Source organism: Caballeronia sp. NK8, assembly GCF_018408855.1.
In the GTDB taxonomy this organism is placed as follows: domain Bacteria; phylum Pseudomonadota; class Gammaproteobacteria; order Burkholderiales; family Burkholderiaceae; genus Caballeronia.
In genome coordinates, this window is sequence record NZ_AP024324.1 from 495,806 (window position 1) to 510,799 (window position 14,994).

14 protein-coding genes are annotated in these 14,994 nt (G+C 60.0%); 5 read left to right on the forward strand and 9 right to left on the reverse strand.

Going from position 1 to position 14,994, the window contains the following annotated elements:
* Nucleotides 1–22: 22 nt before the first annotated feature.
* Nucleotides 23–1,702: a PQQ-binding-like beta-propeller repeat protein gene (locus NK8_RS23930; protein WP_213230578.1), complete on the reverse strand. Its 1,680-nt coding sequence runs from the start codon at nt 1,700–1,702 to the stop codon at nt 23–25.
* A 440-nt stretch (nt 1,703–2,142) separates the two neighbouring features.
* Here NK8_RS23930 and NK8_RS23935 point away from each other — a divergent pair, with 440 nt between their 5' ends.
* The 4 genes from NK8_RS23935 to NK8_RS23950 are packed head-to-tail and all read left to right on the forward strand — an operon-like array spanning nt 2,143 to nt 6,228.
* Entirely contained in the window at nt 2,143–2,772 is a 630-nt protein-coding gene (locus NK8_RS23935; RefSeq protein ID WP_213231535.1) for an SCO family protein, read from the forward strand.
* A gap of 28 nt (nt 2,773–2,800) precedes the next feature.
* A complete protein-coding gene (locus NK8_RS23940) occupies nt 2,801–4,765 on the forward strand; it encodes an RICIN domain-containing protein (protein WP_213230580.1) in 1,965 nt (654 codons plus the stop codon).
* Nucleotide 4,766: 1 nt separating this feature from the next.
* Nucleotides 4,767–5,204 (forward strand): hypothetical protein, encoded by a 438-nt coding sequence (locus tag NK8_RS23945; protein ID WP_213230581.1) that lies wholly within the window; start codon nt 4,767–4,769, stop codon nt 5,202–5,204.
* A 43-nt stretch (nt 5,205–5,247) separates the two neighbouring features.
* On the forward strand, nt 5,248–6,228 hold the full coding sequence (locus NK8_RS23950; protein ID WP_213230583.1) for a transglutaminase family protein: 981 nt from the start codon (nt 5,248–5,250) through the stop codon (nt 6,226–6,228).
* 19 nt (nt 6,229–6,247) lie between these two features.
* On the opposite strand, the gene NK8_RS23955 is transcribed toward NK8_RS23950, so the two are convergent.
* Entirely contained in the window at nt 6,248–6,523 is a 276-nt protein-coding gene (locus NK8_RS23955; protein WP_213230584.1) for a hypothetical protein, read from the reverse strand.
* A 73-nt stretch (nt 6,524–6,596) separates the two neighbouring features.
* Nucleotides 6,597–7,508, reverse strand: coding sequence for a CHAD domain-containing protein (locus tag NK8_RS23960; protein ID WP_213230585.1), 912 nt, complete (start codon nt 7,506–7,508; stop codon nt 6,597–6,599).
* Nucleotides 7,509–7,886: 378 nt separating this feature from the next.
* On the opposite strand from NK8_RS23960, the gene NK8_RS23965 reads away from it, so the two are divergent.
* Nucleotides 7,887–8,264: an NUDIX hydrolase gene (locus tag NK8_RS23965; RefSeq protein WP_162068555.1), complete on the forward strand. Its 378-nt coding sequence runs from the start codon at nt 7,887–7,889 to the stop codon at nt 8,262–8,264.
* Nucleotides 8,265–8,292: 28 nt separating this feature from the next.
* Here NK8_RS23965 and pstS read toward each other — a convergent pair whose 3' ends face one another.
* From pstS to chvE, 6 genes are all read right to left on the reverse strand, one after another.
* Nucleotides 8,293–9,324, reverse strand: coding sequence for a phosphate ABC transporter substrate-binding protein PstS (pstS, locus tag NK8_RS23970; RefSeq protein WP_213230586.1), 1,032 nt, complete (start codon nt 9,322–9,324; stop codon nt 8,293–8,295).
* A 316-nt stretch (nt 9,325–9,640) separates the two neighbouring features.
* On the reverse strand, nt 9,641–10,702 hold the full coding sequence (locus tag NK8_RS23975; protein ID WP_213230587.1) for a maleylacetate reductase: 1,062 nt from the start codon (nt 10,700–10,702) through the stop codon (nt 9,641–9,643).
* A 38-nt stretch (nt 10,703–10,740) separates the two neighbouring features.
* The gene (locus tag NK8_RS23980; protein WP_213230589.1) at nt 10,741–11,037 is read right to left on the reverse strand and encodes a Dabb family protein; all 297 of its coding nucleotides are present in this window, start codon (nt 11,035–11,037) and stop codon (nt 10,741–10,743) included.
* A 53-nt stretch (nt 11,038–11,090) separates the two neighbouring features.
* On the reverse strand, nt 11,091–12,233 hold the full coding sequence (gene mmsB / locus NK8_RS23985) for a multiple monosaccharide ABC transporter permease (RefSeq protein WP_225936407.1): 1,143 nt from the start codon (nt 12,231–12,233) through the stop codon (nt 11,091–11,093).
* A gap of 58 nt (nt 12,234–12,291) precedes the next feature.
* Nucleotides 12,292–13,830: a multiple monosaccharide ABC transporter ATP-binding protein gene (mmsA, locus tag NK8_RS23990; protein ID WP_213230593.1), complete on the reverse strand. Its 1,539-nt coding sequence runs from the start codon at nt 13,828–13,830 to the stop codon at nt 12,292–12,294.
* A gap of 90 nt (nt 13,831–13,920) precedes the next feature.
* On the reverse strand, nt 13,921–14,991 hold the full coding sequence (gene chvE / locus NK8_RS23995; protein ID WP_301549887.1) for a multiple monosaccharide ABC transporter substrate-binding protein: 1,071 nt from the start codon (nt 14,989–14,991) through the stop codon (nt 13,921–13,923).
* Nucleotides 14,992–14,994: the final 3 nt, after the last annotated feature.

Consider the following 14,994-nt stretch of genomic DNA (forward strand, 5'->3'; position numbering starts at 1 on the left):
TCAGCGGGCGGGCGAGCCCTCGCTATCTCGACAACAATCCGAACACGGCCACACCGTTCCTCGTGCCCACATACACTTTGCCGTTCGCGATCATCGGCGTGATGAACTTGTTGCCCTGGCCGAACTGGTCTCGCGCGCCGAAGTCGTTGCTGCTGTAGAGCTGGCTTGCGAGATTCGTCGCGTCGTACGCGCGCAGCACACCGATCGTGCCGTTCTCCGCCGCCCACAGAATGCCGTTCGCCGTGCCGTTCGCGGAAATGCTCGGCGTCGTGCCCGGGAAGCCGAACTTGTTCGCCGTCTGACTCGTGGGCGCTCCCGACAACGTGGCGTTCGAGATCGTGAACGCCTTGATGTTGTCGCCGACCGATCCGAAATAGACCGTGTTGTTGAAATACGCGGGCGCGCCGAACACCGACCCGCCGAGCCGGCCGACGAGCTCCTGGTAAATATGGTCGGCGTTCGAATCGAACTTGCCCATCGAATAGCGGTTCACGACGTAGATCGTCTTGTTCTTGCCCGCGCCGATTGCGAGATGACGCACCGCGCCGGTCGAATCGGCCATATCGGGCAGCACCATCGCGCCGCCCGAGCCGAGATCCTCGTCCTGATTCGATTCCTGCATCGTATTAGACGGCTGGAAATAGTCCTGCACCCGCAATGGTCCGAGATTGAGTCGCAGAAAGCCGTTGCCGTAGTTGCCGTTGATCGGCATCTCGTGCTCGTTTTGCGTCGGGTCGAAGGTGCCGTTTCCATCGAGCAGATAGATGGCTTCGCCGTCGGACGCGAGGCCCGCTCCGCTCATCCAGATCGCGCCCATCTGGCCGTTCGGCGTCACGTTCAGCACGCTCGTCTGCTGGAGCGTGCCGGCGTCGTAGCCCATCACCCAGCCGGTATACGGCAGGAAATCGCAGTGCGAGGTCCATGCGGTATAGACGGTGCCGTTCAGCAGCAGCAGCGCCGCGCGCTCCACGTACTGGCCCGGATCGAATGTGAGCGTGCCGTTCTGGCTGCCCGAACCGTTGCCCGGATAGGTCGCGCGAATTTCCGTCGGGCCGTTGAAGAGCTCGGCACCAGTGGCGACGTCGAGCGCGTGAATGCGCTGGTGATAGCCGCCCGACGCGTCCCTCGACATGCCGACTACATAGATCGCGCCATTCGGCCCGCGCGTGCGGTCGATGACCGGCGTCGCCGTGATGCCGATCCTCGGGGTGATCTGGGTGCAGCCGTGGTCGCCGCTCGGCGACTCGCCGTTGCCGAGCGTCGAAACTTTCCAGAGCACGGCGCCGTTGTCGGCATCGAAGGCGTAGACGCTCGCGTTCTCGGTCTCGACGTAGACCACGTTGTGCGAAGCGCCTGCGATCGGCACGTCTGCGAGAAAGAGCGGCTGGGCATCGACGAGGCCATCGACGGAAAAGAACCCGAGCTTGCCGAAATTGCTCGCACTGACGTTCGCGGGCGTGAGGATCGTTTCGTTCAGCTGCTGGCCGGTGCGGGCGATGTCGTTGTGCCAGGTGACGACGTCCATCGGGTTGCCGGCAGCCGACGTGCCCGCACTCGTTGCCTTCGATACGCTCGACGCAGCCCTGCTGGCGGCGGCCGATGTCGAATCGCCGCTGGAGTCACCGCCGCTGCACGCGCCGATGATTGCCGCGATCAGCGCGGCGCCGAGTGCGACGGCATAAGCGGAATAACGCGCATTCATTTGCATTCTCCTTCTCCGGGAGGGCCGGAACGGGCAACGCATGGAGCGACGACGATGCTAACAAAGCAATAACATGTGCGCCCCCGGATGGTGACAGAAAAAGAGGACTTTCTCGCCAACGAACGTTCGGATGCAAAGTGGGCGGCCGATTTCGAATCAGGACAGCAATGACGCGTTTGCTTCGAGAACCCTTTCAATTCCTAAGGCGTATGTATCCGAGGGCACATATTTACCTATTTATTTATCCTCCAGAACGGATCTTGCCGATTTGGACTGCTAGTCTTCGTCCGAGAGAAATTGCAATACAAAAGAGCCATGGCTGCGACACCTCTGCTCGCGCCTGTCAGGCCGGATCTTCGACGTACAAGTCGCACCGTGATGCCCCGGAACGGGGATCGTAAAACGTGTCGATGAGGGCGATTTCGGTGAGCCAGGAAAAGATGCCCGACTGTCTGACATCCGGCATGGGTGCGTTTGCTCCCGCCCTCACTCGCCGCGCTCTGCTTCGCGACATGGCTGCACTCGCGCTGGGCGCAATGTCCCCGTTCTCGTTTGCGCAGCATGGCGGGCTGGGACTCGTCACGCCGCCGGTTCACCTCGGCGACACCTTGCTGGTCGATCAGACCGGCAGAACGCGCCTGCTGAACGACGTGCTCCGCCAGGGCGTGACCGCGCTGCAGACGATATACACGGGCTGCGGCACGGTATGTCCCCTGCAAGGCGCGCTTTTCAGCGCGGTTCAGGAACGGATTCCGCAAATCCGTGCCCATCGTCCGGTGCAATTGCTGTCGGTTGGAATCGATCCGCTTTCCGATTCACCCTCGGCATTGCGCGCCTGGCTTGCGCGATTTCGGGCGGGTCCGGCGTGGAATGCCGCGACGCCAGCACTGAAGGATGTAGACCGGATGCGAGTGGCGCTCTCGGGCAGCAATAGCCCTCTCGGCGACATCGCGGATCATTCGACGCAGGTGTATTGCTTCGACGCCGACGCGATGTTGCGCTGGCGAAGCGCCGACCTTCCCCGCGTCGACGACCTCTGCAATGTGCTCGGCGCACTTGCACGTACCTAAGCAGACTTTCTCCACGCGGAGCGAAACCATGCCAGGAATTCGTTCGACGAGGGACGCGGCCCGCCTGCTCGTCTCATGCATGCGCTTTTTGCTGCTGATCGCATTGCCGCTGGCTTTGGCAGGCATATCGCCCGCTGTCCGGGCGCAAACCTCGGCCCCTATCACGCTGAGCGGCACTAACATGTGCGCGGACGTCAGCGGCGCGGCAACGGCGCCGGGAGGGCCCGTGATTTCCTGGCCCTGCTGGGGCGGCGCAAACCAGCAATGGCTCCCGGTTGCAACCGGCACCCGGTACAACCTCGTCAATCGGAACAGCGGCCTGTGCATGGACGTGTCGGGCCAGGCCCGCGACCCGGGTGGCCCCATCATCCAGTGGACCTGCAATGGCGGCTTGAATCAGGCCTTCTCGTTGACACCGCAAGGGGCGGGCTACGCAATCGTCGCGGGACATAGCGGCTTGTGCGTGAGCGCGTCGAGCACGACCTCTCAGGGTGTCCAACTCACGCAGCAGGTGTGCAATGGCAGTGCGACACAGACCTGGCAAGTGAGCGGCTTGCCGGTGCCGAGAACCGTATTGCCCTCGAAGTGGACGGCGCCCATCTCAATGCCGCTCGTCCCGTTGCAGGCCGCCAATCTTCCCAACGGAAACGTGCTGGTTTGGGCCGCGGACAGCGCGCTCAACTTCACCACCGGCGAGGTCACGCCGGGCAAGACCTACACGGCGATCTTCAATCCATCGACCGGCAACAGCAAGCAAGTGATCGTGAGCAATACCGGACACGACATGTTCTGCCCGGGCATCGCCAATCTCCCCGATGGCCGGATTTTCGTGACCGGGGGTTCGAGCACGAGACTGACCAGCATTTATTCGCCTTCGACGAACGCCTGGACCGCGAGCGATCGCATGAACATTCCACGCGGCTATCAGGGAAGCGTGACATTGAGCAACGGCAATGTGTTCCTGGTGGGCGGCTCCTGGAACGGAGGGCTCGGGGGCAAGACTGGTGAAACCTGGACCCCGGGTTCGGGCTGGCGGATCGACGGCGCCATCACCGACGACACCATCCTCACGAACGACAATGCGGGCGTATTTCGCGCCGACAATCACGCATGGCTGTTCGCGGTCGCCAATGGACGCGTGTTCCACGCGGGACCCAGCCGGGCCATGCACTGGTTCGATACAGCCGGTAACGGCAATGTCACCGCGGCGGGCAACCGGGGTCGCGACAGCGATGCGATGAACGGCAACGCCGTCATGTACGACGTCGGCAAGATTCTCGCGGTCGGAGGCGCGCCGAGCTACGATCAATCGCAGGCCACGTCCAATGCGACACTCATCGACATCAATAACGGAAATGCGGTGACGCAGACCATCGCGCCGATGATCTACCAGCGCGCGTTCAGCAACAGCGTCGTGCTGCCGAACGGACAGGTCGTCGTGATCGGCGGACAGACTTTTGCTGCGCCTTTCTCGGACGACAACGCCATCCTCACCCCGGAACTGTGGGACCCGGCCACCAATGCGTTCTCTCCGCTCGCCGCTCAGGCCGTGCCGCGCACGTATCACAGCGTCGCGCTGCTCCTGAACGACGGACGCGTGCTGAGCGGCGGTGGCGGATTGTGCGGGGCATGCGCGACCAATCACACTGACGTGGAGATATTGACGCCGCCCTATCTGCTCAACGCGGACGGGTCAGCCGCGTCCCGGCCCAGTCTCACGTCCGTGCCGTCCGACGCGCAGCTCGGCACGACGATCGTGGTGACGGCAAGCAGGGGAATGCGTGCCTTCGCGCTGATGCGCTCGTCGTCGGTCACCCATTCGCTGAACAACGAGCAGCGACGCGTGCCGCTGACGTTCACGGTAGGTACGGCGGGTGAATATCAGTTGAACATTCCTTCCGATCCCGGCGTCGTGGTCCCCGGCTATTACATGCTGTTCGCCCTGAACGCGAAGGGCGTGCCGAGTGTCGCGCGCGTGCTGCTGGTGCATTGAAATGGCGCGGCCATTTCGCTGTGTGACGCGAACCGCCGCGATCGGACTGGCCCTTGCCGTGATGACACCTTCGGCGCGTGCGCAGGCCGAATGTGAACCCGCCGACCTGGGGTGCGCGATATTCAACGGACAACATCCGATGGCCGCGCACCTGCGCGACGACGATCGCCCGTTGCCTTCCTGGACGACTCGATGCGTCAATTGTCATGCAGGCGCGTCGACGGCGGCAGCTTTTGCGCCACCGCTGACACACGACTCGCTGCTCGCCGCGACACCTCGCCGTGGAGGTCCGATCAGCCACTATGACGTGACGGCCTTCTGCCGCGCGGTCAAGGATGGGGTCGACCCGGCGGGCGTCCTGCTTCGCAAGTCGATGCCCCGCTATCAGATTGCCGATGCCGAATGCATGGCGCTCTGGCGGTACATCGTGCATCAATGATGGTATCTTCATCAAATGCTATGGCGCCCGGCTGAGGTGGCACATGTCCGTCTTTTTCGAAGTCGAGCACGTCACAACCTATCGCTACAACAAGCCAGTGGAGTTTTCCCCGCACCGCGTGATGTTCCGGCCGCGCGCCGCGCACGACATCCGCGTGCTGTCGGCCACACTGGCGGTGTCGCCGCACAGCACACAGTTCTGGATGCAGGACGTGTTCTCCAATTCGGTCGCGATCGTCGAACCACGGGTGCCCGCCGAAACGCTGGAATTCCGCGCGCGCTTCGTGATCGAGCATTTCGGCGTCAAGAATCTGGAGTTGCCGCTGGCGCCCGAAGCCGAGAACTATCCGTTCCAATACACCGACGAGGACCGCCTCGACCTGGCGCCCTTCCTCCCGCCGCAATATCCAGACGATCAGCCCCTGCTGCGCGACTGGACTGCGCAGTTTCTCCCCCGCCGCGGCACCATCCACACGCGCGACATCCTGGCCAATATCAACGCAGCCATCCGCAGCGACTTCCAGTACCAGTCGCGTGATGCCATGGGCACTCAGCATCCATCCGAGACACTGAACAGGCGCAGCGGCACCTGTCGGGATTTCGCGCTGCTGATGATGGAGGTGGTGCGGGGACTGGGATTGGCCGCTCGCTTCGTGTCGGGGTATCTGTACGATCGGGCGCTCGATACGCCGGCTCCGCCAGCGGTACGCAATACGGGACTGCAGCAGGGCGCGCGACAGGTTGAAAGCCGCGACGAGCCGCTCGTGGCAGGCGCCGGCGCGACGCATGCATGGTTGCACGTCTTTTTGCCAGGAGCCGGCTGGGTGCCATACGACCCGACCAACTCACTGGTCGGCGGGACCGACCTGATTCGCGTGGCGTTCACGCGCAAGCCCGAACAGGCCGCGCCAGTGTGCGGTTCCTGGCTCGGTGACGCGCAGGACTTCATGAACATGGACGTCCGCGTCAGCGTGCGGCGAATCGAGCAGCAGGCAGAGCCGGCATGTGCCGGCGAACGTTTGTAGCCGACCAAGGAACGAGATGCTATGCGCGGAGGATGTGCTTCAGCCTCTCGAATTCCGCCGGTCGCGTGTAAGACCGATAGAGTTCTCCGATTGAACCGAATGCCAGCGCGGGTTTGAGCGTCGCGCCGGGAAGAACCCTTGTGATCCACTCATAGGCGTTGGTATCGCGCGGCTCTTCACGCATGGCTACAGTCAGTAACGCGAGCGCCTTGTCAGGCGAGTGTCGGCCTAAGTCGACGAACAGGGTTTCGAATGGATGCCTTGCGCGTTTCTGAATAGTGGACAGGCTCAACATGCATCTCCTGCACGGTTGGACTCCTTGCTTATACCAGCCGAACGTGACACCTTCGAGCGCCTTCGGGATGAACTCACCCAGCGATCGCTCGAACTCGCCGTGATGCTGCACGCATTCGGCGATGCTTCTGTTTTTCCAGCCATTGCAGCGATTCCCGCACGACCGGGTGCGGAACCTCGTCGAACGAGGCGCTGCGGATGAGCGCCTCACTGGCGGCAATATCGTTGAACAGTCCAAGCTTGTTCTGCACGGACGTCAACTCCTTGATGGTGCGGCTGTGCCCGCCTCTGATAACGGGTTGAAAGAACTCGAGCAGATATCTCAGCTTCTTTCCCGCCTTGCGAACGTCGTGGAGATCCTCTTCGTGCGCGGTCTCGCTACGTGCTGCCCGCCTGCTCCGCTTGCGAAGCGCGCGTTGCGCCAGACGGACGCGCTCCTCCGCGAATGCCTGGATGGGAAGATCGTTGCAACGCGACTGCAGCGTCGTTTGCGCACGTAGCAAGACGTCGTTCAGGAACGCCTCGACTTCATCGCACTTGATCATCGCCTGACTGTGCATCACCGCCTGCGCGCGTTTCTCGCGCGCGGCCGCCACGAGCAATTCGATCGATGCGCGCGACTCCTGGGCAGCTTTGAGGAGATCGCCAGCGATGTCCCAGTCACGCGTTCCACCCGCTACCGCAGCGAGACGCTTGAATTCTTCGACGGCCTGCGCGGTCGCCTCCTCCCCGAGCCATGGGGAATACGCCCAGAACAACGCGCGAAGCTTTCTGAAAGCCACGCGGAGTTGATGAAACCCTTCGGCATCGCTTGTCGTGGACAGCGCCTTCGCCCTTTGAACCGCCTCGGCTACCACCGGTGTAGCGAGAAAAGAAAACGTACTGGCGATCGTGCTCTGTCTTGAAAGCAATGAACTCGCAGTCAATCGATCATTCTTGAAGAGCGTTTTCGGGCGTGGCAAGGGCCAGTCACCATCCATATCCATTCAAACCTCGGGTCGGACAGAAGATATAGTTTGCCCAGACCTTAACACAGCAACTTCGCGTCTCGCGATACGAAGTCACAAAACCGTCTTCAAACTGCAATCTTGCGGCCAGACGCCCGAGTCCGCAGTTGCCGAGACCGCGCCTTGAATACAGCGCTTCGCTTTCGGCTCGATGAAACTTTTATGTCATTCAGCCAGATTTATTGCGCTCACCCGCAAATTAATCGATGGCAAGTGCATCCGGTTTTGTAATAGCATTGCTGCGCGCATCGCGCGTGAACATCCAAGCTATCGGCGCTCTGCCGCTTGACGCAAATCCGCGCGCATTGCCGGAGACACGCGGGCATCGACACATAGAAAAAAACGCGGAGTTCAAACTTGAAGAAACGCGCCACTGTCATCTGTCGAAAAGGCAGACGGATTTTGCTCGTTGCAAGGGAATCCAAATGGGCGCTGCCGGGCGGAATGCTCAAGCGTGGCGAGCATCTGGCCGATGCCGCGCTCCGCGAGCTCAAGGAAGAAACGCGACTGTCCGGCAAGTCGGCGAAATATCTCTTCGACTTCAAGAGCAAGCAGAAACATCACCACGTCTTTTACTGCGATATCTCGAACCGGGCCAAACCGCGTCCGAACAACGAAATATCCAAGTGTCGCTGGGTAGAGCTGGACGAGATGCGGCGGCTCCTGACGAGCACGCCAACGGACGACATCGTGAAACTGGCGAGCCAAAAGCGAAAGAACGGTCGCGGGAAGTAGTGCAAGTGCTGCATAGGTTTTCCCAGGCTCACTTGATATTCTGACTCCAGTAAGCTTCGATCTGCTTGACGAGCGCGGCAGGCAGCGACACGTAGTGCTCGGCATCGGCGTCGGCTTGCCCTTCATTGAGCGCCCATCTGAAGAAAGCCAGCACGGCTTTCGATGCAGCCGGGTCCTTCGCCTCTCTCGGCACGAGAACGAACACCACGCCGGCAATCGGCCATGCGTTTTCGCCCGGCGCATCAGTCACGATCTGATAGAAGTCTGGCCGATCATTCCAGTCCGCTGCTGCTGCGGCCGCGCTGAAGCTATCTCGCGACGGTTGCACGAAAGTCCCGCTTCGGTTCTGCACAGCCGTATAGGCCAGATTCCGTTGCAACGCGTAAGTCAGCTCGACGTAACCGATCGAGCCCTCCACGTTCCTGATGTACGTCGCGACTCCATCGTTGCCGGTAGCGCCGACGCCGGTCGGCCATTTGACAGCCGTAGCCGCACCCACGCTGGATTTCCAGGAAGCGCTGCTCTGCGAGAGGAAGCTCACCCAATTAAAGGTGGTGCCGGAGCTTTCGTTCCGATGCACGACGACGATCTTGAGGTTCGGAAGGGCAACACCGGGATTGAGCGAGACGATAGCCGGATCATTCCAGTAGACGATCTTGCCAAGGTAGATGTCGGCGAGAAGCGGCCCGGACAGGCGAATCTGTCCCGGACCTACACCCGGAAGATTCACGACGGGCACAACACCGCCAATCACGACAGGAAACTGGGCCAGTCCCGCCGCTCGCAACTCGTCGGGCATGAGCGGCATGTCCGAGGCGCCGAAAGTCACTCTGGCTGCCTTGATTTGTCGAACACCATTTCCCGAACCCGTGGGCTGATAGTCGACGCGCTGACCCGTCTTCGTATGATATGTGGCCGCCCATTTCAGCAACAGCGGATATACGAAGGTAGAGCCGGCGCCGGAAATCTCCGCGGATAACGCGGTGACCGCATGGCATGCGCAGACGCAAAACGCCACGGCGACGAGCAGGCGGGAAGAACCGGTCAGTCTTGTTTTCATTGTTGAGAACTCCTCGGCGTGCCTTGCAAGGTACGGGACGACGCAGTTCGCAACGTTATGGCGCACTGTTGCAGTCGCGCCCTCGGGTTGCTGTATCTGATCTTAGGATGTGCCGGCGATTTTCCCAATGCCGACCGAGCGATTGCAGTTTGGTCGCCAGGTTTTCGCGGTACTTTCCGCCACGGAATATGAACGGGCCTTCAAGTGCGTTCAAAGCCTGTGCCGTACAACGGCCATTCGTCTGTCAGCGTCGCACAGGTATGACAACCGCACCGTCCTCGATCGGGCGAATCGCAGTCGTCTTCCCTGCCATAAGCTACGCAGCGGGACGGGCCCCTTCCCAGGCGCGCTGAAGTAACGCTCGAAGCGGTTCCGCCTCTATCGGCCGTGGGTTCCAGTAGGGATTTGACAAGGCCACTTCGCACGCGTAATCGAGGTCGTCTTCACCGAGTCCTATAGCGCCAAGGCCTCGCGGCACTTCAAGCTCTTCGTTGAGCTGGTAGAGACCATCGGGCGCCGACTTCACATTCAATGCTCTGGCAATTCGCTCCATCGCATCGCTTGCGACGATGCTGTTGTAAGCGAGCGCGTGCGGCAAGACGATGGCATGCGTTTCCGCGTGCGGCAGATTGAATGTCCCACCCAATGTGTGACAAAGCTTATGATGAAGCGCCATGCCCACATTGCCGAGCACCATTCCACACAACCATGCGCCATAGAGGCATTCACTACGCGCGGTCCTGTCTTTGCTGTTCGCTTTCAACTTTCGAAGACCACTCGCCAAAGCGCGGATGCCTTCTTCCGCCATCAGCGACATGATGGGATTACCGTCCTTTGCGTATAAACCTTCCGCCGCATGCGCAATCGCGTTCAACCCGCTCACGATCGACAGTTTGAGCGGCAAGCCAATCGTCAATTCCGAGTCGTACAGAACCGTCTTCGGGATGACCCTGGCGTCACGGCCCGTTTTTTTCACGCCATTTTCGGTGATCCCGAAGATGGGCGTCATCTCCGACCCGGCGTACGTCGTCGGTATCGCGATGATCGGCAGTGAGGACTCGAGTGCGATAGCCTTACCCAGGCCAATTGTCGAACCGCCGCCGATAGCGACTGCGCAGTCCGCGCCTACTTCCTTCGCGTGTTCGCGTGCGCGACGAGCGTTCTCGATGGGAACATGCATCTGAGCGCCGTCAAAGACCCCTGCGCTCGATGGACCAAGGAGGGACGAGACGATCTCGGCCTGTGCGCTCTGCTCGGGCGTACAAAGCACCAGCGCCCGACGCGCGCCCAATGTCTCGACTTCCTGTTGAATCAGCTTCATGCTTCCAGCGCCGAAAACGACCCGGGCTGACTGCGTGGTATAGGTGAACTCGTACATGAGCGTGGTTTCCTGTCTCGTCAAGCGGTAAAGCTCGCTTAGATGTAGTCGACCTGATGGCGAGCGATACGAACGTCACCCACGACTTGCTTCACCCGCAAGTGCTCAGGATGTATGGCGTACGCATCGAGCGATTCCTGATTTTCGAATTCCGTGTACAACACGACATCGCAGGCGTATTCCACGGCGCTTACGTCCAGTCCGACCTCGAGCTTCGTAAGTCCGGGAATCTTTCCGCTCAGACTCTCGAACGCCGTCTTGACGAGATTCGCGGTCTCTTTCTTTTGTTCGGGTGTATCGCCACGAACGTTCCACATCACGATGTGCTTGACCATAATTGAATTCCTGATGTACGACTTATGAACAGGCCAATGCTTATAAATGGCAGTTACGCCTTGTTCTTGTTGTACACATCGACGAACACGGCTGCGAGCAGAACAATGCCCTTGATGACCTGCTGATAGTCCACGCCGATACCCATGATGGACATGCCGTTGTTCATCACGCCCATGATGAAGGCGCCAACGACTGCACCCACGACCTTTCCGACACCACCGGACGCGGACGCCCCGCCGATAAAGCACGCTGCGATGACATCGAGTTCGAATCCAGTACCTGCTTTTGGCGTGCCGCTGTTCAGACGCGCCGCGAAAATCAGGCCCGCGAGCGCGGCGAGCATGCCCATGTTCACGAACGTCAGGAAGCTCACCGCCGGCACGCTGACGCCTGACAGGCGCGCGGCCTTCGCATTTCCGCCAACCGCGTAAACGCGGCGGCCGATGGTCGTGCGATTCATAAGGAACGTGTACACGCCAATCAGCACACCCATGATGACAAGCACCGTCGGCAAACCGCGATAGGACGCGAGCAGGTAGCAGAAACCAACGATGAGCGCCGTGAGCACGACATTCTTGGTGACGAACATCGTGAACGAGCCGCTCTCGACGCCATGCTTTGCCGCACCCGCACGATGCCGAAGTTCGATCACGAAGAAGAGCGCGCCGACAAACACGCCGAGCAGGATGGAAGTGGCGTGAAGCGCCGGGCCGTGAAAGACATCAGGGATAAAGCCCGAACTGACCGCGCCAAACCCCTCGGGGAACGGGCCGATGGACTGCCCCTGCAGCACGAGATTCGTCATGCCGCGGAACACAAGCATGCCAGCCAGCGTAACGATGAACGAGGGCATACGCCAGAAAGCAATCCAGTAACCTTGCACGGCGCCAATCAGCGCGCCAGCCGCGATACAGATAATGGTCGCCCAGACGTAGTTGACTTCATACTGGACCATCAATACGGCAGCCAATGCGCCCACGAGCCCCGCCGTTGAACCGACGGACAAGTCGATATGACCCGATACGATCACCATCAGCATGCCGAGCGCCATGATGACGATGTAGCTGTTCTGCAGCACCAGGTTTGTCAGATTGAGCGGCTGCATCAGCACGCCATTCGTTGCAACCTGAAAGAACACCATGATGATGACGAGCGACAGCAGCAACCCATATTCGCTGCCGATACGCTTGATCATTCCGAACACTTCGCTTTTCTTGACCTCGGCGCCTTCGGCGGCAACCGGAGAGAGTGCCTTACGCATTTTGAACGTCTCCATTTCGCATGATTGCTCGCATGATGCTTTCCTGCGAGGCTTCTTCTGCGGTTAATTCGCCGACGAACCGGCCCTCGTTCATGACATAGATGCGGTCGCACATTCCGAGCAACTCGGGCATTTCCGAAGAAATCATGACCACACATTTGCCCGCTGCAACCGCCTGATTAATGATGTTGTAAATCTCGTACTTCGCTCCCACGTCGATGCCTCGCGTGGGTTCGTCAAGAATCAACACCTCGGGTTCGGAAAACAGCCACTTGCTGATGACGACCTTCTGCTGATTTCCGCCTGACAAGTTCCCGACAACGTGCGTCACGCCTTGCGCGCGAATTCGAAGCTTCTTGAGAAACTCGGTCGCAACCTTGATCTCCTCATGCTCATCGACGACACCGAGTTTCGAAACACCGGAGAGGTTGGCCAGCGTAATGTTCCGTTTGATGTTGTCGTCGAGCAGCAGACCATTGCCCTTTCGATCCTCGGTGACGTAGGCGATGCCCGCCTTGATGGCCTTCTTCACCGATGATGTGTCAACCTGCCTCCCGTGCATCAGCACCTGGCCAGTGATGTCCTGCCCATACGTTCCGCCGAAAACACTCATGGCAAGCTCGGTGCGCCCGGAACCCATCAGGCCTGCGATACCCACGATTTCGCCCTTGCATGCCTTCAGGTTCACGCCCTTGAGGACTGCACGGTCGCGTTGCGTGGGATGCTTGACACGCCAATCTTTGATTTCAAAGATCACGTCACCGATGGTCGGAGTACGCGGCGGATAGCGATCGGACATCTCGCGACCTACCATCGCCTTGATGATGCGGTCTTCGCTCACAGCTTCCGTGCCGCAGTCGAGGACATCGACTGTCGACCCGTCGCGAATCACCGTGATTCCGTCTGCGACACGCGAGATTTCGTTCAGCTTGTGCGAGATGATGATTGACGTTACGCCGTTCGCCTTCAGTTCGAGCAGCAGCGTCAGCAGCGTGTCGCTATCCTTTTCATTCAAGCTCGCAGTCGGTTCGTCGAGGATGAGCAGTCGCACTTCTTTCGACAATGCCTTCGCGATCTCAACGAGTTGCTGCTTGCCGATCCCGAGCGTGCCAACCGCTGCGTCGGGAGAATCCGTGAGGCCGACTTTCGCCAGTAGTACCTTGGCCTTCGCACGTGAGATCTGCCAGTCGATAACACCGCGCTCCGATTGCTCATTACCGAGAAAGATGTTCTCCGTAATCGACAACATCGGTACGAGGGCGAGCTCCTGGTGGATGATGATGATTCCGACCGCCTCGCTATCGGATATATCGGCGAACGTCCTTTCCTGGCCGTCGTAAAGGACATCGCCACCGTACGAGCCGTGCGGATAGACGCCACTGAGGATTTTCATCAAGGTCGATTTTCCGGCGCCATTCTCTCCACAAACGGCGTGAATCTCGCCCTGCCGCACCCTCATATTCACGTTATTCAGCGCTTTGACGGGGCCAAAGCTTTTCTGAATGCCGCGCATCTCCAGAATGGTATCCATGGTCAAAATTTCTCCGATTGGTCACGCTCAAGGCTTACCCGCGTGGGCGGGGGCTCGCAACAAACCCCGTCACGCTGACGTTCAGGCGCCTTACTTGACTTGGGCCTGCGTGTAGTAGCCGCTTGTGACCAGTTCGGCCTGGTAGTTGGCCTTGTCGACCAGAACAGGCTTCACGAGATAGGTCGGCACAACCTTCGCGCCGTTGTTGTAGCTCTTCGTGTCGTTGACAGGCACCTGTTTGTTGGTCAGGGCGTCGTCGACCATATCGGCTGCGACGCCGGCGAGCTTGCGTGTGTCCTTGAACACGGTGGAGGTCTGGTCGCCACGAACGATGTTCTTCACGTTCTGAACATCCGCGTCCTGTCCCGTGATGATGGGCATTGCTTGCTGAGCCGAACCGTATCCCACACCTTTGAGAGACGAGATGATGCCGATCGCCAGCGCGTCGTTCGGCGCCCAGACCGCATCCAGATGTTCCTTTCCATAGAATGCGCTCAGCAGGTTGTCCATCCGGGCCTGCGCGGTCGCACCGTCCCAGTTGCGCGTCGCGACTTTTTCGAAGGCAACCTGCTTGCTCCGAATCACGAACTTGCCGCCGTCGATATACGGCTTGAGAACCGACATGCCGCCCGCGTAGACCATGTGAGCGTTGTTGTCATCGCTCGAACCGCCGAACACCTCGATGTTGAACGGCGTTTTACTTCCAGCTTTCTGCCATGCGCTGACAATGCTCTGCGCCTGCAGAACACCCACGCCGTAGTTGTCGAACGTGGCGTAGTAGTCGACGTTCTTGGTCTGGCTAATCAGGCGGTCGTAGGAGATGACCTTGATGCCCTTCTTCTGGGCGAGCGCCAGCGCGTCAGAGAACGTCTTGCCATCGATGGGCGCGATGACGAGCGCCTTCACGCCCTTCGCGAGCATGTTCTCGACCTGGTTGACCTGCGTGGGAACATCGTAGTTCGCGTACTGAAGGTCCGACGAGTAGCCCTTCGCCTTCAGTGCGTCAACCATGCTCTTCCCATCGGTAATCCAGCGGGACTCGGTCTTGTCCGGCAGTGAGATGCCCACCACGCCCTTATCCTGTGCGAAGGCAGCGCCTGACGCTGCTGCAAAAGCGACCGAAGCTGCAAGAACCACCAAAACACTTTTCAAAATTTTCATGAC